10 protein-coding genes are annotated in these 19,127 nt (G+C 65.3%); 5 read left to right on the forward strand and 5 right to left on the reverse strand.

Annotated features, from left to right (window positions below; translation table 11 throughout):
• Nucleotides 1-24 precede the first annotated feature (24 nt).
• Together BLEFHOIH_RS24810 and BLEFHOIH_RS26965 are read left to right on the forward strand one after the other, a co-directional pair.
• The gene (locus BLEFHOIH_RS24810) at nt 25-411 is read left to right on the forward strand and encodes a response regulator (protein WP_088348749.1); all 387 of its coding nucleotides are present in this window, start codon (nt 25-27) and stop codon (nt 409-411) included.
• An 80-nt stretch (nt 412-491) separates the two neighbouring features.
• The gene (locus BLEFHOIH_RS26965) at nt 492-668 is read left to right on the forward strand and encodes a hypothetical protein (RefSeq protein ID WP_088348750.1); all 177 of its coding nucleotides are present in this window, start codon (nt 492-494) and stop codon (nt 666-668) included.
• A 69-nt stretch (nt 669-737) separates the two neighbouring features.
• On the opposite strand, the gene BLEFHOIH_RS24820 is transcribed toward BLEFHOIH_RS26965, so the two are convergent.
• Nucleotides 738-1,538: a CDP-alcohol phosphatidyltransferase family protein gene (locus tag BLEFHOIH_RS24820; RefSeq protein WP_088348751.1), complete on the reverse strand. Its 801-nt coding sequence runs from the start codon at nt 1,536-1,538 to the stop codon at nt 738-740.
• A gap of 293 nt (nt 1,539-1,831) precedes the next feature.
• Here BLEFHOIH_RS24820 and BLEFHOIH_RS24825 point away from each other — a divergent pair, with 293 nt between their 5' ends.
• The 3 genes from BLEFHOIH_RS24825 (at nt 1,832) to BLEFHOIH_RS24835 (ending at nt 12,667) form a co-directional block, all read left to right on the forward strand.
• Complete coding sequence (locus tag BLEFHOIH_RS24825) at nt 1,832-8,131, forward strand: HAMP domain-containing protein (RefSeq protein WP_088348752.1); 6,300 nt, start codon at nt 1,832-1,834, stop codon at nt 8,129-8,131.
• An 18-nt stretch (nt 8,132-8,149) separates the two neighbouring features.
• Nucleotides 8,150-10,057, forward strand: a complete 1,908-nt coding sequence (locus tag BLEFHOIH_RS24830; protein WP_088348753.1) for a response regulator — start codon at nt 8,150-8,152, stop codon at nt 10,055-10,057.
• Between the two features lie 126 nt (nt 10,058-10,183).
• Nucleotides 10,184-12,667, forward strand: a complete 2,484-nt coding sequence (locus tag BLEFHOIH_RS24835; RefSeq protein WP_125461885.1) for an autotransporter outer membrane beta-barrel domain-containing protein — start codon at nt 10,184-10,186, stop codon at nt 12,665-12,667.
• A gap of 82 nt (nt 12,668-12,749) precedes the next feature.
• Here the strand turns inward: BLEFHOIH_RS24835 and BLEFHOIH_RS24840 are convergent, their stop codons facing one another.
• The 4 genes from BLEFHOIH_RS24840 to BLEFHOIH_RS24855 all read right to left on the reverse strand — a co-directional run bounded on the left by BLEFHOIH_RS24840 (nt 12,750) and on the right by BLEFHOIH_RS24855 (nt 19,060).
• Complete coding sequence (locus tag BLEFHOIH_RS24840) at nt 12,750-13,745, reverse strand: AraC family transcriptional regulator (RefSeq protein WP_088348755.1); 996 nt, start codon at nt 13,743-13,745, stop codon at nt 12,750-12,752.
• A gap of 216 nt (nt 13,746-13,961) precedes the next feature.
• The gene (locus tag BLEFHOIH_RS24845; protein WP_125461886.1) at nt 13,962-14,183 is read right to left on the reverse strand and encodes a hypothetical protein; all 222 of its coding nucleotides are present in this window, start codon (nt 14,181-14,183) and stop codon (nt 13,962-13,964) included.
• A 285-nt stretch (nt 14,184-14,468) separates the two neighbouring features.
• Entirely contained in the window at nt 14,469-15,872 is a 1,404-nt protein-coding gene (locus BLEFHOIH_RS24850; RefSeq protein WP_088348757.1) for an efflux RND transporter periplasmic adaptor subunit, read from the reverse strand.
• Entirely contained in the window at nt 15,869-19,060 is a 3,192-nt protein-coding gene (locus tag BLEFHOIH_RS24855) for an efflux RND transporter permease subunit (RefSeq protein ID WP_088348758.1), read from the reverse strand. The genes BLEFHOIH_RS24850 and BLEFHOIH_RS24855 overlap by 4 nt, the downstream gene beginning before the upstream one ends.
• Nucleotides 19,061-19,127: the final 67 nt, after the last annotated feature.

Here is a 19,127-nt window from a genome sequence, read left to right on the forward strand (position 1 = left end):
AACCCGCGTCTTGGGAGATCGGAATTGCAGCAGACCGCACAGAGCCTTACCGGATATCGCTTTCTCGTCATCGAAGACGAGATGGTCCAGGCGCTGCGCACGGGCGAGATGCTGTCTGAAATGGGCGGCACCGTCAGCACCATCGCCTACGGCTACGAGCAGGCGCGCCAGGCGCTCGACCGCGACAATTTCGACTGCGCCATCCTGGATATCAATCTCAACGGCACGCTGACCTTTCCGATCGCCTCGCGTCTGCGCAGCCAGGGCACGCCCTTCGTGTTCTGCACCGCCTATGGCGCCGGCCTCGAAGTCTACCCGGATGCGGCCGAAACGCCTTGCGTCAACAAGCCGGTCAAGCCGGAAGAGCTGCGCGATGCGGTTCTCGCCGCGCTGCATGGCGGCAAGCGCTAATTCCTATCTTTTAGATTTGAAGCAAACTGCGCCGAACCCAACGGCGTTGCTGGGCGTTGCCTCTGTTTAAGGAGGCCACCATGCCACGAGAACTCATCGATACCGGCACCGACAAGCGCTATGTGCGGCGCAATGAAAAGGGCCAGTTCAAGGAAAGCGACGATGTCGGCAAGTCGCTCGCCGCCGACCGCCGCCAGCATGCCAAGACCGTCAGCAAGAAAGGCGAGGGCGACAAGGGCGACCGCAAGGCGAAGTAAAGCCAAGCGCAGGGACGGCGAGCCGTACCATGCGCTGGTCGGCAGCGGCTAGTACCGCCGGCCGCGTTTCTACCGCGAAAACATCTCGGCATAGCGGAAACGCGAGCGGCCGATCAGCCAGACCGTATCGATGCCGAAAGAGTACAGCAGCAGCGCCAGGCCGGTCAGGCAGCATAGGCTTGCAGCCCAGCCCGGCATGACCGGCGTCAAGGCCGCAACCAGCAAGGCGATTTGCACCACGCAGACCGCCTTGCGCCGCCAGCTCGGGAAGAGCGGACCCCCCAGCACCGGCCAGATATGGCTCGCCAGCCGGAAGACATAATAGATCAGCCCGTTCGCCAGTACCCAGGCGCCGACGATGCCGGCCTCCGTCAGCATCAGCGTCATCGCCATGACGAAGAGCGCATCCGTCTCGGTATCGAAGCGGGCGCCGAATTCGCTCGTCATTCTGCCCCGCCGCGCGATCCACCCGTCCGCGCCGTCGAGCAGCAGGGCGATGATGGCGGCGGCGATCAGGTTCCACCGGAAGGCGGCATCGGTGAGCAGCCCGCCGCCCTCGGCCTGCTGCACCGCGAGGCCCACCAGCAGCACGCCGAAAGCCGCGCGGCTCAGCGTGATCGAGTTGGCGATGCCGAAATGGCGATGAGGCGCGTGAAGCCTCAGTCCGGCGTTCACCAGACAGGCCAGCAGCGCGAACACCGCCGCCGAAACCATCGTGCCGCGCCAGCTCAGCGGCATCAGCCCGAGCCCGATGATCGCCGCCCCGATCACGGCGAGTATGGCCAGCTCCAGCCCCGCTTCCAGCCGCACACGCGATGCGATAGGCCGCAAGGGGGTGGCATTCCGCCAATTTTCCGCATAATTTGCCATGCCACTTCTACTCACTGGTGAATTTCGTCTTGGGACGAATGATGCTCCGGCCACGGATGTTCCCAAGAGCGCTTACGGGATCAGGCCAGGGCGAAACTGACGCGGCCCGTAAATTTCTTTGGAACCAAACTGGGGCCCGTGCGTTCCAGCTGGCTGGTTTTCTTCGGCCGCGGCCCGGCTTTCGGATCATCAGGCCCCCTGGGGCAAGGGCGTATTGTATTAGATCATCAAATCTTGGCGGATCGGTGCCGACCGGGACGCCATGTCTCGTATGACCGGCAAGGGAGCCGTAAATGACATCGACGCCGCCGATCTCCGCCGATAAAGCCGCCGCCGCCTCCAAGGCGATTCCCTATCCGAGCTTCGAAAACGGCGAGGCGGACCCGCAGATCCATCAGCTTCTCGCCATCCTGCATAGCGTGCGCGACGGCGATTTTTCGGTGCGGCTGCCGGGCGACTGGACCCATCTGTGGGGCAAGGTGGCGGACGCCTTCAACGAGATCGTTTCGGCCAATCAGCGCATGGCGCAGCAATTGGAGCAGGTCGGCCAGCATGTCGGCCGCGACGGCCGCACGCGCCAGCGCGTCAGGCTCGGCGCCAAGGGCGGCGCGTGGCTGGCCATGGAGGAATCCGTCAACACGCTGGTCGAGGATTTGCTTTGGCCGACAGCGGAAATGACCCGCACCATCGAGGCCGTGGCGCAGGGCAATCTGTTGCAGACCATGCGGCTGGAGGTCGACGGGCGCCCGCTCAAGGGCGAGTTTTTGCGCTCGGCAAACATCGTTAACACAATGATACGTCAGCTCAGCGTGTTCACGTCCGAAGTGACGCGCGTGGCGCGCGAGGTCGGCACCGACGGCAAGCTCGGCGGGCAGGCCAAGGTCAGCGAAGTGACCGGCGTGTGGAAGGACTTGACCGAAAGCGTCAATTCCATGGCGAGCAATCTGACCGCGCAGGTGCGCAACATCGCCGAGGTGACCATCGCCGTGGCGCATGGCGATCTGTCCAAGAAAATCACCGTGGACGTGCGCGGCGAGATTCTCCAGCTCAAGGAAGCCATCAACACGATGGTGGACCAGCTCCGCTCCTTCGCCGCCGAAGTGACGCGCGTCGCCCGTGAAGTGGGCACCGAAGGCCGGCTGGGCGGACAGGCCGTGGTGCCGGGCGTCGCGGGCACGTGGAAGGATTTGACCGACAACGTCAACCTGCTCGCCGCCAATCTGACGACGCAGGTCCGCAACATCGCCGAAGTCACCACCGCCGTGGCGCGCGGCGACCTCTCGCGCAAGATCACCGTCGATGTGAAGGGCGAAATCCTGGAGCTGAAGAACACCATCAACACCATGGTGGACCAGCTCAACGCCTTCGCCTCGGAAGTGACGCGCGTGGCGCGCGAAGTCGGCACCGAGGGCAAGCTCGGCGGTCAGGCGCAAGTGCCGGGCGTCGCGGGCACCTGGAAAGACCTCACCGACAATGTGAACTCGATGGCCGGCAATCTGACCGCCCAGGTGCGCAACATTGCCGAGGTCTCGACCGCCATCGCGGGCGGCGATCTGTCGAAAAAGATCACCGTCAATGTCAGCGGCGAAATCCTGCAGCTCAAGGAAACCATCAACACGATGGTGGACCAGCTCAACTCCTTCGCCTCGGAAGTGACGCGCGTGGCGCGCGAAGTCGGCACCGAGGGCAAGCTGGGCGGTCAGGCGCAGGTCCCGGGCGTCGCCGGCACCTGGAAGGACCTGACCGACAACGTGAATTCCATGGCGTCGAACCTGACGGCGCAGGTCCGCAACATCGCCGAAGTCTCCACCGCCATCGCCAACGGCGATCTGTCCAAGAAGATCGCCGTGGACGTGCGCGGCGAGGTCTTGGAGCTGAAAGAGACCATCAACACCATGGTCGATCAGCTCAACGCCTTTGCCGGCGAAGTGACCCGCGTGGCGCGCGAAGTCGGCACCGAGGGCAAGCTGGGCGGTCAGGCCGTGGTGCGCGGCGTCGCGGGCACCTGGAAGGATCTGACCGACAGCGTGAATTCGATGGCCTCGAACCTGACGGGGCAGGTCCGCAACATCGCCGAGGTCGCGACCGCCGTGGCCGAGGGCGATCTGTCCAAGAAGATTACCGTGAATGTCAGCGGCGAAATCCTGCTGCTGAAGGAAACCATCAACACGATGGTGGACCAGCTCAACGCCTTCGCCGCCGAAGTGACGCGCGTCGCGCGCGAAGTCGGCACCGATGGCAAGCTGGGCGGTCAGGCCGAAGTGCCGGGCGTCGCGGGCACCTGGAAGGATCTGACCGACAGCGTGAACTCGATGGCCGGCAATCTGACGGCGCAGGTCCGCAACATCGCGGAAGTGGCGACCGCCATCGCCAGCGGCGACCTGTCGCGCAAGATTACCGTCGACGTGCGCGGCGAGATTCTGGAGCTGAAAGAGACGCTGAACACCATGGTGGATCAGCTCAACCGCTTCGCCGGCGAGGTGACGCGCGTCGCCCGCGAAGTGGGCACCGAAGGGCGCCTCGGCGGTCAGGCCAACGTGCCGGGCGTCGCGGGCACCTGGAAGGATTTGACCGACAATGTCAACCTGCTGGCCGCGAATCTGACGACGCAAGTCCGCAACATCGCCGAAGTGACCACCGCCGTGGCGCGCGGCAATCTCTCGCGCAAGATCACCGTCGATGTGCGCGGCGAAATTCTGGAGCTGAAGAACACCATCAACACCATGGTGGACCAGCTCAACGCCTTCGCCTCGGAAGTGACGCGCGTGGCCCGCGAGGTCGGCACCGAAGGCAAGCTCGGCGGTCAGGCGCAAGTGCCGGGCGTCGCGGGCACCTGGAAGGATCTGACCGACAACGTGAACCTGATGGCGAACAACCTGACCGCCCAGGTCCGCAACATCGCGGAAGTCGCGACCGCCATTGCCGGCGGCGATCTCTCGAAGACCATCACCGTGGACGTGCGCGGCGAAATCCTGCTGCTGAAGGACACGCTGAACACCATGGTGGAGCAGCTTCGCTCCTTCGCCGCCGAGGTGACGCGCGTCGCGCGCGAGGTGGGCACCGAAGGGCGGCTCGGCGGCCAGGCCATCGTGCCGGGCGTCGGCGGCACCTGGAAGGATCTGACCGACAGCGTGAACTCGATGGCGTCGAACCTGACGGCGCAGGTCCGCAACATCGCCGAGGTGACGACCGCCGTGGCGCGCGGCGACCTCTCGCGCAAGATCACCGTCGATGTGAAGGGCGAAATCCTCGAGCTGAAGAACACCATCAACACCATGGTGGACCAGCTCAACCGCTTCGCCGGCGAGGTGACGCGCGTGGCGCATGATGTGGGCACCGAAGGCCGCCTCGGCGGTCAGGCGCAAGTGTCGGGCGTCGCGGGCACCTGGAAAGACCTGACCGACACCGTGAACGTCATGGCCGCCAATCTGACCGAGCAGGTGCGCGGCATCGTCAAGGTCGTGACCGCGGTGGCGAACGGCGACCTGAAGCAAAAGCTGACGGTGAAATCGAAGGGCGAAGTCGCCGCTCTCGCCGAGACCATCAACAACATGACCGAGACGCTGGCCATCTTCGCCGATCAGGTGACGACCGTGGCGCGCGAAGTGGGCGTCGAGGGGCGGCTCGGCGGTCAGGCGCATGTGCCGGGCGCGGCGGGCACCTGGAAGGCGCTGACCGGCAACGTCAACCTGCTGGCCGAAAACCTGACCAGCCAGGTGCGCTCGATCGCCGACGTGGCGACGGCCGTGACCAAAGGCGATCTCACCCGCTCGATCCAGGTCGATGCGCGCGGCGAAGTGGCCGAGCTCAAAGACAACATCAACACCATGATCGAGAATTTGCGCCTGACGACGGAGCGCAACACCGAACAGGACTGGTTGAAGACCAACCTCGCCCGCTTCACCTCGATGCTGCAAGGCCAGCGCGATCTGGCCACGCTCGGGCGCACGCTGCTGTCGGAGCTGGTGCCGCTGGTCAGCGCGCATCAGGGGCTGATCTACCAGATGGACAATGGCGAGCATCCGCATCTGCGCCTGCTCGCCAAATATGCCGACGATCCGCGCAACGGCCATCCGCGCCGCCTCGACCTCGGCGACAGTTTCATCGGGCAATGCGCGGTCGATCGCCGCCGTATTCTCGTGCCGGACATGCCGCAAGATTCCGCCCGCGTCGATGCGGTGCTGTGCGATGCCATCCCGCGCAGCCTCGTCGTGTTCCCGGTGATCTTCAAGGATCAGGTCAAGGCGGTGATCGCGCTCGCCTCGCTGAACGAGTTCGACGCGGCGCATTTGACCTTCCTCGAACAGCTCACCGAGAGCATCGGCATCGTCTTCAACTCCATCGAAGCGACGATGAAGACGGAAGGTCTCTTGGAACAGTCGCAGCAACTCGCCGCCGAGTTGCAGACCCGGCAGAAGGAGCTGCAGCAGATCAACGAACAGCTCGAGCTGAAGGCGCAGCAACTCGCCGAGCGCAATTTCGAAGTGGAGCGCAAGAACCAGGAAATCGAGCACGCCCGCCGCGCGCTGGAAGAAAAAGCCGCCGAGCTGGCGCTGACCTCGAAATATAAATCCGAGTTCCTGGCGAACATGTCGCACGAGCTGCGCACGCCGCTGAACAGCATTCTCATCCTGGGCCAGCAGCTCACCGACAATGCCGACGGCAACCTGACCGGCCGCCAGATCGAATTCTCCCGCACCATCCACGGCGCGGGCACCGATTTGCTGAACTTAATCAACGACATCCTCGACCTGTCGAAGATCGAATCCGGCACCGTCAGCGTCGATGTCGAAGACATCAAGCTGACCAACGTGCTCGAAAGCGTCGCCCGTCCGTTCCGCCACGAGGCGGAATCGCGCGGCCTGGTCTTCGATCTTGACGTCAATGACGGCGTCGGCCGCAACATCCTCACCGACTCCAAGCGCCTGCAGCAGGTCTTGAAGAACCTGCTCTCCAACGCCTTCAAATTCACCGAAAAAGGCCGGGTGCAACTGCGCGTCGCCGCCGCCACCTCAGGCTGGAGCGCCGATCATCCGGTGCTTTCGGCTGCCTCCTCGGTGGTGGCGTTCGAGGTCACCGATAGCGGCATCGGCATCCCGCCGGAGAAGCAGCGCATCATTTTCGAGGCCTTCCAGCAGGCCGACGCCGGCACCAGCCGCAAATATGGCGGCACCGGCCTCGGCCTCGCCATCAGCCGCGAACTGGCGCGCCTGCTCGGCGGCGAGATCCGGCTGCACAGCACGCCCGGCACCGGCAGCACCTTCACGCTCTATCTGCCCCAAAACTACGCCGGGCCTGCCGACGAAAGCTTCGCCTCCAAGGGCCACGTCCTGCCCGCCTCCCAGGAGGCGCTGGCCGCGCTGCTGCCGAAGGAGACCGAGGAGCGCATCGCCGACGACCGCGCCGACATCCAGCCGGGCGATCAGGTGCTGCTGATCGCCGAGGACGACCCGCATTACGCGCGCATCCTGCTCGACCTCGCCCGCGACACAGGCTTCAAGGTGCTGGTGACGAGCCGGGGCAGCGAGGCGCTGGCGCTCGCCAATGAATACCAGCCGACCGCCGTCTCGCTGGATATCTTCCTGCCCGACATGCTCGGCTGGATGGTGCTCAGCCAGCTCAAGCAGAACCCGCAGACCCGCCATATCCCGGTCCAGGTCGTCACCCTCGAGGAGGACCGCCAGCACGGCCTCAGGCGCGGCGCCTTCGGCTTCCTGACCAAGCCGGCCGGCACCGAGAGCCTGCAAACCGCTTTTTCCAAGCTGAAAAGCTTCGCCGAACCGCATCGCCGCCGCCTGCTGGTGGTGGAGGACGATTCCGACGCCCAGGCCACCATCTCGCAGCTTCTCGGCCATGACGATCTCGACATCGTCACGGCGGCGACGGGCGCCGAGGCCCTGTCGATCCTGCGCAGCGAGCTCATCGACTGCGTCGTGCTCGACCTGAAGCTGCCTGACATTTCCGGCTTCGACATCCTCACCGAGCTGCGCGACGACCGGCTGCTGGCCGACATCCCCGTCGTGGTCTTCACCGGCCGCGAATTGTCGGCCGAGGAGGACGCCCAGCTCCACAGCCTTGCCCGCAGCGTCGTGGTGAAGGGCGTCGAATCGCCAGAGCGTCTGCTCGACGAGACAGCGCTTTTCCTGCACAGGGTTGTTGCGGATCTGCCCACTGAAAAGCGGAGAATGCTCGACAAGCTGCACGGCTCGGATGAAAATCTGATCGGGCAGACCGTGCTGCTGGTGGACGACGACGTGCGCAATATTTTCGCGCTGAGCAGCGTGCTCGAGCGGCGCGGCATGAGCGTCCTGACGGCGACCACCGGCAATGAGGCGATCCGCATGCTTCAGGCGACGCCCGATATAGACGTAGTGCTGATGGACATCATGATGCCAGAGATGGATGGCTATCAGACCATGCAGTTCATTCGCGGCAATGCGGATTGGCGGCGCTTGCCGATCATTGCCCTGACGGCGAAAGCCATGAAAGGCGACCGTGAAAAATGTCTTGAGGCCGGCGCGTCGGATTATCTGGCGAAGCCCGTCAACACCGAGCAGCTTCTCGCCGCCCTGCGGATGTGGCTGCATCGTTAGGCGGGGCGGCGGTAGTCGATGAGCCTCGAAGGCCCCGTCAATATCCTGCTCGTCGATGACCAGCCGGCGAAACTGCTGGGCTATGAGGTCATCCTGCGCGATCTGGGCGAGAACCTGATCGCGGCGGGATCGGCGTCGGAGGCTTTGGCGTGCCTTCTCAAGAACGACGTCGCGGTCATCCTGATGGATGTCTGCATGCCGGAGCTCGACGGCTTCGAGCTGGTCAAGATGCTGCGCGAGCATCCGCGTTTCGAAAAGATCGCAGTGATCTTCATCTCCGCCATCCAGATGTCCGAACTCGATCTCGTGCGCGGCTATGAGACCGGCGCGGTGGATTATCTGCCGGTGCCGGTCGTGCCGGAGATCTTGCGGGCGAAGGTGCGCATCTTCGTCGATCTGCACCGCAAGACCCGGGCGCTCGAACATTTCAACCGCGAGCTCGAGGAACGCGTCGCCACCCGCACCGCCGAGCTGACGGCATCGCTCGCCCAGCTTCGCGAGAGCGAGGAGCGGATGCGGCTCGCCAGCGAAGCCGCCGAATTCGGCACTTATGATTACAACGTGCCGCTCGACCGCTTCCATTATTCCGACAATCTCAAGTCCATGCTCGGCGTCGCGGCCGATGGCGACCTGACGCTCAACGCCTTTCTCGACCTTATCCATCCCGAGGACCGCGAGACCGTGCAGCAGTGGATGCTGGCGCTGTGCGAAGGCCGCACCGAACGGCATGAGCAGGAATTCCGCGCCGTCGCGCCGGACGGCTCGGTGCGCTGGCTGCTCAATCGATGCGGCATCTTCCATTCGACCGACCCTGACGGCCGCCAGGACGACCGGCTGATGGGCACCATTCTCGACATCACCGACAGGAAGCAGGCCGAAGTCCGCCAGCGCCTGCTGATGGCCGAACTCGATCACCGCGTCAAGAACGTGCTGGCCAATGTCAGCGCCATCGCCCGGCTGTCGAAATCGCGCGCACTGTCGGTGCAGGATTTCGTCGACGCGCTGGACGGGCGCATCCAGGCCATGTCGCAGGCGCATAGCCTTCTGCAGCGCGGCAATTGGGACGGCGCCGACCTTGCCGATCTCGTCGATGCCCTTCTGAGCCCGTTCCGCTCCGCCGGCCACGGCAATATCCAGATCGAGGGCGATCCGCTGCGCCTCGGCCCGAAGGCGGCGCAGTCTCTGGCGCTGGTGCTGCATGAACTTGCGACCAACGCCGTCAAATATGGCGCACTCTCGGTGCCCGGCGGCGCGATCCGGATATCCTGGCAGCGCATGGCCAATGGCGGCTCGGGCCGCGTCAAGCTGGCTTGGCGGGAGACCGGCGGACCAGCCGTCCGCGAGCCCGACCATATGGGTTTTGGCATGACCGTGCTGCGCGCCGCCGCCGCCGAGTTCGGCGCGACGCTGGATTGCGATTTCCGCGAGGAGGGGCTGATCTGCACGCTCGAAGGCGCGCTGGAGCAGAGGGGCGTCAAACTCCACGCGGCCGGGCAGAAGGCGCCGGGCAAGGTGGCGGTTGCCGCGCGGCCGGAGGCGATCGGCGAGGCCCTGCCGATGACGGGGCGGCGCATTCTCATCATCGAGGACGAGCCGCTGGTCGCGATGCAATTGCAGATCGAACTGGAGCGCGAGGGCCTTTGCGTCGTCGGCCCCGTCGGCAGCCTCGCCAAGGGGCTGGAGGCGGTGCTGAACGAGGATGTTGATGCGGCGCTCGTCGATGTCAGCCTCGGCCAGGACCTCAGCGTGCCGATCGCCGATCAACTGCTGATGCGGCGGATCCCATTCGCCTTCACCACCGGCTATACCGACATGGCCCTGCTGCCGACCCATCTGCAGACCATCGCGCGCATCAACAAGCCCTATGCCGCCGACGAAGTGCAGCGGCTGCTCGCCAACCTGCTGACCCCGCGGGCCGCCGAGTAGGGCGCAATCCGCTCTGCCCCCGCTTAATACGCCGAACTTGCTCCAAAACCCCGTCAGCCCTGCGCCAGCCGACTCGCCTAGGCGGTGCGGGCGGCCTTCGGTTCGCGATCATGGATGAGGCTTGGCATGACAGGGCGCAATGCGTTTGCTTCCAGGGGCAGACGGCGCTGGGCCGGGCTCGCTTTCCTCGCGCTGCTGCTCACCTGCGGCGAGGCAAGGGCGCAATGCGTGCTCATCCCGACGCCGGGCAATGACGTCTTCACCTGCTCGAGCGGCGTCAGCGGCTCGCTCACAGACCTCCAGGGCAACAACACGCTGATCTTCCCGGCGCTCGGTACCGGCACCATCGCGGGCAACGTGCTGTTCGGCAATGGCAATGACCGCGTCGAGATGCATTCCGGCAGCATCACCGGCACCGTCGATACGGGCGACGGCGCGGACAGTATCGAGATCAGCGCCGGGACCATTCTCGGCAGCGTCACGCAAGGCGCCGGCATCGACAGCTTCATCATGACCGGCGGCCAGATCGCCTCGCTGTTCCAGGGCGACGGGCTCGACGTGTTCTTGATGTCCGGCGGCACCATTGTCGGCGCCTTCGAGGACGGCGACGCCGCCGTGATGACCGGCGGCACCATCGGCCGCGTCGACATGAACCTGGCCAACAACGTCTTCAACATGTCGGGCGGCACCATCCTCGGCAATCTCGTCACCGGCTTCGGCAATGACACGATCGGCCTGTCCGGCGGCTTGATCGGCGGCAATCTCAGCGTCAGCGGCGGCACCGATCTGGTCGCCATTTCCGGCGGCCGCATCGCCGGCGAAATCCGCATGAGCACCGGCAACGACGTGCTGCTCTGGGTGGATGGCGGCATCATCAACGGCGCCATCCTCATGGCCGGCGACAATGACCGTGCCACGCTGCGCAATCTGAGCCTGGCCGAGACCTCCGCGACGCCGGTCATCGATGGCGGCACCGAGGCCGACACGCTCGTCCTCGACAACAGCAGCGCCGCCGGCGCGGGGCGCTTCATCAATTGGGAATCCATCGCGCTCACCCGCGATTCGGTCTGGACGCTTACCGGCAACGCCGTGCTCGGCGATGCCGGCACCGGCACCGGCGTGATGGCCGTCGATGGCAGCAGCACCATGTTCGGCGGCGGCTTCGATGCGGGCGTCGCGCCGTTCATCGCCGGACAAATCGCCGTGCTGACCAATGCGGGCAGCATCAACCTGACCAATGCCGGCGGCGGCGGCGGCGACCGCTTCACCGTCTTCGGCAATTATATCGGCGCGGGCGGCACGCTGGTGCTCGACACGGTGCTGGCGGGAGACGGCGCGCCCTCCGACCGGCTGGTGATTTCGCAAGGCACGGCGACGGGCTGGACGCGGCTGACCATCGTCAATCGCGGCGGCGGCGGGGCACCGACCGTGGTCGACGGCATCGAGGTGGTCGAGGCCATCGGCGGCGCGACGACGGCGAACGGCGCTTTTTCCTTGAACCGGCCCGTCGCCGCCGGGGCGCTCGAATATTTCCTGTTCAAGGGCGGCGTCACGCCCGGCACCGGCCAGAACTGGTATTTGCGCTCCTCCCTCGTCGCCGGTCCGATCGCCGCGCCCGGCACGCCGTTCCTGCCGCGCGGCGGCGGCGAGGCGATCCCGCTCTACCGGCTCGAAGTCCCCGTCTATTCCGCACTGTCCGCGCTCGCGCGCGAGCTGACCCGTTCGGCCGTCGGCACCTTCCACGAGCGGCGCGGCGATCAATTCCTGGCTGGGGACGACCCGTCCGGCCGCGCAAGCTGGGGGCGGATCTTTGGCGAGCGCAGCAGGCAGAGCTGGTCCGGCACGGTCGATCCGCGCTTTGACGGCACCATCGCCGGGTTTCAGGCCGGCCACGATCTCGCCCGCTGGGATCTCGGACAGGCGGGCTTGGCGCGCGCCGGTTTCCTCGCCGGTCAGGCGCGGCTGCGCGGTGATGTCAATGGCGACGCGCTCGCCCGCCGCGATGTCGATGCGGGCGACGTCAAGCTGACCGGCAACAGTTTCGGCGGCTATTGGACCCAGATGGGACAGCCGGGCTGGTATGTCGAAGCCGTCGGCATGGCGACCGCATTGGACGCCGACGCCCATTCCCGCCGCAATTTCGGCATCGGCACCGATGGCAGCGGCGGGCTGTTCAGCCTGGAAGGCGGCTATCCGGTCGGCGTCGGCTTCGGCTGGGTGCTGGAGCCGCAGGCGCAAGTCATCTGGCAGGATCTTTCGCTCGACGACACTTCGGACCCGTTCGCGCGCATCGGCTTCAGTCCGTCCGACGGCTGGACCGGCCGCATCGGCTCACGGCTCAGCGGCGGCTTCGGCTTCGCCGGACTGCTGGTGCGCCCGCATGTCGAGATCAATTTCTGGAAGGATTTTGCCTCGCGCAGCAAGGTCACGTTCGACAGCGACGCCATCGTCGCGGACAGCCAGGCTCCCGCCTTCGAAGTCGGCGGCGGTCTGTCGGTCGCCCTCGGCGGCGGCGTCAGCCTCTACGGCACCGCCGACTACCTCACCGGCCTCGGTGAGGATGAGCGCGAAGCCTATGGCGGCAATCTCGGATTGCGCGTGGTTTGGTGAGGGACCGAACAGCGGCCTCTAACCCTTTTGCCATACCCGCGAAAGCGGGAATGACATCGGAGGGGAGGCGGCGGCGGTCTCCTCAGCCCAGGCTCCGGTGATAGGCCGTCGGGGTCTGGCCGGTGGCGCGGCGGAAGGCGGCGCTGAAGGAACTGGTCTCGCTGAAGCCAAGCCGCAAGCCGATCTCGGTCACCGTGATGGCCGGGTCGGCCAGCAGCGCCTTGGCGTGTTCGACGCGCCGGGTGCTGTGGTAACGGTGGGGCGGCACGCCGAAGGATTGCTTGAAGGCGCGGCAGAAATAATGCGGGCTGAGGCGAACCAGCCGCGCCAGCGTCAGCAGCGGGATCGGCTCGGCCAGATGTTCCTCGATATAGGCGGCGGCGACGCGCTGCTGCCAGGCGGCGAGCCCGCCCTTGACGGGGCCTTCGCCCTGCCGGGCCTCGCGTCCGAGGCGAATGAGCTCATGCGCGAGCACGGTGCCGAGCGCTTCGAAATAGGGCCGCTCTTCCGGCGTCGGATTCTCGATCAGCCGCTTCAGCTTCAGCGCCGTCTCCCATAGCGCCCGGTCCTCGAAGAACAGGCGCGGGACAAGGACCTCGTCGGCGTCGAAATCGGCAAGGCCCCGCAAGTTGGCGGGATCGAAATAGAAATAGGTGAGCTGGACCGGCGTGCGGGGCTGCTGCCATTCGTAATAATGATGGCCGGCGGGGACGAAGGTGAGCTTGCCGCCCTGGTCGCGCAATTTTGACGGAGCGAGCCCATCGAGGCAGGTTTCGCCGTCATCGCGGGCGCCGCGCTCACATAGAACGAGCAGGTGAAGCGGCGCATGGAAGCGGCGCTCGATGCGCCTGCGGCCGCTGGACTGGACGATCTCCGCCGCAAATCCCTGGCCGGCGACCACGCGGCGCTCGACCAGATCGGACGGGCGGATCTCGACGGTGCGCATCGAGCCGGCGGCGCGCGTCTGCGGCAATTGCGGATTGGCGGCCTTCTCCCAGATCGGGTCGGCAGCCAGGGGCTGGTGGGGTTCCGGGCCGAAATCGGCTTGAGACATCGCGTCTGAATGCGGGTCGAACATGCTGACTATCCTCGGGCCTGATGACCTGCGCTAATCGCGGTCCTTCATGATCCAAGGTTTTGAGATGGGGTTGGCAGGCGCGCGGCTCGATTGCACAAGGGTGTGACGGGCCTATACCTAAGATTTCGCTGCCGGTCGGAACTTTTTGCCAAGAGGCTGAAGGCGTTAGCCGGAAAGGGGTCCGAGCGGGACCAGAGCCCCGCTCGGTGGATTCGATCAATAGCAGACGTAACGGTGGCCAGGGACGCGGTAGCAATCGTCGTAGCCCCAATAATCGTCGTAGAAGCCGAAGCCGTCGCCACCGCCAAAATTGCGGAAGCCATGGCCATGGAATCCGCGGCCGCCGTGAAAGCCGCCGCCGCCATGAGCGAACGCGTCGGTCTGAAGTCCAGTGCTCAAGGCCAGGCAGGCCAGCACGATCATCACTCTTTTCAACACCACACTCTCCTTAGGGATGCTTGTCGCATCTCAGTTGGGTTCATTCTGGAGTCCGGAGCGCCTGCCGCGGGCGCATTTGAGCTGCTGATTCAGGCCGTCACCGTCTCCGGTTATATGAAATGTGGGGTGCGGAAACCGCAGGTCTTCAGCGATCTTGCTGTCATTGGCTCGATGCTGCGCAATTCCTGTCGACCGTCCAAAAACGGGCATTTCGGCGGCACCACCCCTGCCGAAGCGGGCCAAGCTGCGCCGAGCGTCGCGACAAAAAAACGAGGGCAAGCGAGGCTATTTGGCCTCCGAAGCGACCTTCTCGGCCGGAGCGCCCTCGGCCGGGGCCGCTTCCACCCGCATGCCGTCGCGAATGCCGACGGGCGGCGACAGAATGATGGTGTCCCCAGGATTGAGCCCGGCGCGGATCTCGAGCTTGGCGCCATCGTCCCGGAGTACGTCCAACGATCGCAGCCGCGCCACGCCATCGTCGAAGACGGCCGCACTGAGGCCCTTCTCGTCGAAGATCACCGCCTGCGACGGGATGATGATGGTCGGCCGCAGGCGCGGCACAGACAGTTTGACGGTGCAATAGACGCCGGCCCGCAGCGCGTCATCGGCATTGTCGATGTCGACTTCGGTCAGCAGCGTGCGCGTGCCCGCCTGCAGCGATCCGGCATTGCGGGCGATCTTGCCCTTGAAGATCCGGCCCGGCTGTTCGGGGACGGTCACCTCGGCCTCGTCGCCATCCTTGATGTTGAAGACGGCGTCCTGCGGCACATAGACCAGCACGCGCAGGACATTGGTGCGGTCCATGGTGAACATCGAGGTGCCCGACGAGATGTCCGCCGTGACCAGGCTGCCGGTGTCGATCTGGCGGCTCGTCACCACGCCGTCGAAGGGCGCGACGACATTTTCGAACTTGGTCAGTTCCTCCAGCCGTGCGACGGCGGCCTGCTGTACCTTGAGATTGGCCTGGGCGACGCTGAGCGCCGCTTCCTGGGCCCGATAGGTCAGCCGGTCGACATCACCCTGCTGCTTGGTGTTCCAGCCCTCGGTCACGAGCTTGGCGGTGCGCTTGTTGGTGACGTCGGCGAGCTCAAGATTGGCCTGCGCCTGATCGATGGTGGCCTGGAGCTGGACGACCTGCGCCCGCGCTTGGATCAGTTGCTGGTCGAGGTCCGGGGCGGCGATGATGGCCAGCGTGTCGCCCGCCTTCACCTTGCTGCCGATATCGACGACGCGCTTGGAGACATAGCCGGTCGCGCGGGCGAAGATGACGGCGCTGTCGAAGGCCTGGGTGGTGCCCGGCAGGGAGAAGGTGCGCGGAGCGGTGACCGATTCCACGGCGCTGGTGCGCACGATCGGCACGGCCGCCTGCTGCTGTTGCTGCGTGTCGACGGCTGCGGCGCTGCGCTCCATTTTGCCCCAGACGCCGTAGCCGACCGCCAGGGCCAGCGCCAACAGCGCGAAGAGGCCGACGCCGCGGACGACGCCCTTCGGCGGCGGCGCGGGCTCGGGTTCCACCATAGGCGCGTTGCCGTTCTGGCCGTTGCCCGATTGCGCTGTCTGCCCATTCTCGGTCTTCGCATGCTGCGCCGCCTCGGATTGCGCCTTCCGGTCGCGGTCGGCCTTCGCGGTCTCATCCGTTCCGGCTTGAGGGGGCTGACCCGATTCCGGGCCGGGAGCGTCGCGGTTCATGTTGTCTGTCCTTCAGGTAAATCGCCGATCTCCTCGGGCGGCTTGGCTTCGAACCGGCCGATGAGCGAGTAGAGATAGGGGACGAAGAGCAAGGTCGTGATCGTGCCGACGATGACGCCGCCGATCACCGCCCGGGCGAGAACCGCGTTCTGCTCCTCGCCGGGAGCGCCGAGCGCCATCGGGATCATGCCGACGATCATGGCGCCCGCCGTCATTAGGACGGGGCGGATTCTGGTGCGTCCGGCCTGCAGGGCGGCATCGAAGGCGCTCGCCCCTTGCTGGCGCAATTCGCGGGCGAAGGAGACGAGCAGGATCGAATTGGCCGAGGCGACGCCGATCGACATGATCGCCCCCATCAGCGATGGGACGCTGAGCGCGGTGCCGGTGACCAACAGCATCAGCAGAATGCCGGCGCCGGCTCCCGGAAGCGCCAGGATCACCGCGAGCGGGTCGAGGAAGCTCTGGAAGTTCACCACCATCAGCAGGTAGACGAAGACCGCCGCGAAGATCAGGCCGATGGTCAGCTCGGCGAAGGCGAGGTTCATGCTCTCGATCTGTCCGCGCACGACGAAGCGGTTGCCCGGCTTCAATTGCGGCTGCAACTCGGCAACGATCTGGTTCACCGATTTGGCGACGGCGCCCAGATCGCTGTCCTGGGTGCTGGCATAGACGTCGTAGACTTGCTGGATGTTCGACTGATTGTAGACCGACTGCACCGGGCGCCGTTCCATCGTGGCGACATTGCTCAAGGGATTGGGAATCGGGATCGGCGAGGAGGCATCGGGCGTGGTGCTGGCGAGCGGCGTGTTGTTGAGCTCGTCGAGGCTGCTGATCCGGTATTCGGGCGTCTGCACCGCGAGATAATACGGCGTGCCATTGGCCGGATCGGTCCAGAAATTCGGCGAGACCTGTTCGGACGAGCTCAGGCTCGTATTGAGGTCGCTGACCACGGCGTTGACGTTCAGGCCGAGCTGCTGGGCGCGCAAGCGGTCGATATTGTAATAAAGCGAGGGCGCGTCGAGCTCCTGCTGCAGATGCACGTCGACGAGGCCGGGAACCGCCGCCATCTTCTGCTGGAGCTGCTTGGCGAGCTTCTTATTGCCTTCCGCGTCATAGCCGACGATCTGGATGTCGAGCTGGGACGGCACGCCGAAATTCAGGATCTGGGTGACGAGGTCCGCCGGCTGAAAATAGAAGATCAGGTCCGGGAACGCCTTGGTCAGCTCGCGCCGGAGCCGCTTGACATATTCGGCCGTCGGCCGGTGGCCCTCCTTCAGCGAAATCAGGATCTGCCCGTCATTGACGCCGATGGTGGTGCCGTCGGTGAAGGCAAGGTTATAGGTCCGGGCGGGAAGGCCGATATTGTCCAGGATCAGGCCGAGATCCTTCTTGGGGATCTGCGTGCGGATCTTGTCCTCGACCTTCTGGAAAATCGCCTCGGTGGTCTCGATCCGGGTCCGCGCCGGCGCCCGGACGTGGAGCTGGATCAGCCCGCCATCGACCTGCGGGAAGAAATCGGTGCCGACCGTGTAGGCCATGGCCACCGCCCCGGCGATGACGCAGGCTGCCACCAGCGGCATGATGATGTGCCGGCGCAGCAGCCCCGACAGCACCCAGCCATAGCCATCGCGGAAGCGGTCGAAGGCGCGGTTGAAGCGGTCGTGGAACCGGCTCATCACACTGGTCTGGCCGGCATCGTGGGCGGCCTGCTCGCCGCGCAGCAAGAGGCGGATGATGATCGGCGTCAGCGTTCGCGAGATCGTGTAGGACGCCAGCATCGCAAAGACCACGGCGAGTCCGAGCGGGGTGAACAGATAGCGCGCCGCCCCTTGCAGGAAGAATACCGAAACGAAGACGCTGCAGATGGCGAGCGTCGAAACCAGCGTGGGCAGTGCGATGCCGGCCGAGCCGTTCAGCACCGCCTGGTCGAACGGCATCTTCTCCTCGAACAGCCGGTAGGTGTTCTCGATGGCGACGGTGGAATCGTCGACCAGGATACCGACGGCCAGCGCCAGTCCTCCGAGCGTCATGGTGTTGATGGTCTGGCCGAGCGCCGAGAGCACGGCGAGCGAGGTCAGGATGGAGAGCGGGATCGACACCATGACGATCAGAGTCGAGCGCCAGGAGCCGAGGAACAAAAGGATCATCAGCGCGGTCAGGCCGGCGGCGATGGCGCCTTCGCTGAGAACGCTGTCGATGGCTTGCTGGACGAAGACGGACTGGTCGAACAACAGGTCGATATTCATACCCGGCGGCGCGGCGGCCTTGATCTCGGGCAGAGCGGCCTTGACACGGTTGACGACGTCGAGCGTCGAGGCGTCGCCGTTCTTGATGATGGTCAGCAGCACCGCGCGGCGCCCCTCCGAGCGGACGATGTTCTGCTGCACCGCCCAGCCGTCGCGCACATGCGCCACGTCGCTCAGCTTGACCGTGGTCGGCCCGACCTGACGCACCGGCATCTGGTTGAGCGCATCGATGGTCGGCGCCGATGTGTTGACGCTGACGATGTACTGCTTGTCGCCGATCTTCACGTCGCCCGATGGCAGCGTCAGGCTTTGCGCGTTGACCGCGTTGACGACGTCGCTCGGCGAGATGCCGTTGGCGCGGAGCGCGGCCGGATCGAGATCCACCATGATCTGGCGGTATTTGCCGCCATAGGGCGTCGGCAGCGTGATGCCCTGGATCGGCGCCAGCGCCTGGCGCAGCCGGTAGATGCCGTAATCATAGAGCTGCTGCTCGTTCATCCGGTCGGAGGTGAGGCTGAGCTGGAGCACCGGCACGCTGGAGGCGTTGAACTGCACCACGATCGGCGGCTGGATGCCGGGCGGCAGCAGCGCCCGGATGGCGTTGCTCGCCGAGACGATCTGGGTGATGGCCAGATCGATATTCACATTGGGCTGGAAATACACCTTGATGACGGAGATGCCCGAAAAGGTCTGCGCCTCCATGTTCTTGATGTCGTTGACGTTGGCGCTGATGGCATATTGGCTGTAGGTGGTGACGCGGGCGTCCATCTCTTTCGGGGTGAGGCCGGTCTCCTGCCAGATGATGGTGACGACGGGGATGTTGATGCTGGGAAAGATGTCCTTCGGCGTGTTCAGGATGGAGCTGATGCCCATGAACAGCATCGCTAGCGCCATCACGTAGAATGTGTGCGGATAGCGCAATGCAAACCGGACGAGGCCCATCAGTCAGCTCCAACATGGCACCGGCAGGGGCGCCAGGGGCGTCACCTGCTTTGGAAGACGATCACTT

The organism is Rhodomicrobium sp. R_RK_3, assembly GCF_002198715.1.
Taxonomy (GTDB): domain Bacteria; phylum Pseudomonadota; class Alphaproteobacteria; order Rhizobiales; family Rhodomicrobiaceae; genus R-RK-3.

Excerpts from the sequence above, each read along its gene's own strand:
- BLEFHOIH_RS26965 (WP_088348750.1), top strand. The coding sequence starts at position 492 with ATGCCACGAGAACTCATCGATACCGGCACCGACAAGCGCTATGTGCGG.
- BLEFHOIH_RS24820 (WP_088348751.1), bottom strand. The coding sequence starts at position 1,538 with ATGGCAAATTATGCGGAAAATTGGCGGAATGCCACCCCCTTGCGGCCT.
- BLEFHOIH_RS24825 (WP_088348752.1), top strand. The coding sequence starts at position 1,832 with ATGACATCGACGCCGCCGATCTCCGCCGATAAAGCCGCCGCCGCCTCC.
- BLEFHOIH_RS24830 (WP_088348753.1), top strand. The coding sequence starts at position 8,150 with ATGAGCCTCGAAGGCCCCGTCAATATCCTGCTCGTCGATGACCAGCCG.
- BLEFHOIH_RS24835 (WP_125461885.1), top strand. The coding sequence starts at position 10,184 with ATGACAGGGCGCAATGCGTTTGCTTCCAGGGGCAGACGGCGCTGGGCC.
- BLEFHOIH_RS24840 (WP_088348755.1), bottom strand. The coding sequence starts at position 13,745 with ATGTTCGACCCGCATTCAGACGCGATGTCTCAAGCCGATTTCGGCCCG.
- BLEFHOIH_RS24850 (WP_088348757.1), bottom strand. The coding sequence starts at position 15,872 with ATGAACCGCGACGCTCCCGGCCCGGAATCGGGTCAGCCCCCTCAAGCC.
- BLEFHOIH_RS24855 (WP_088348758.1), bottom strand. The coding sequence starts at position 19,060 with ATGGGCCTCGTCCGGTTTGCATTGCGCTATCCGCACACATTCTACGTG.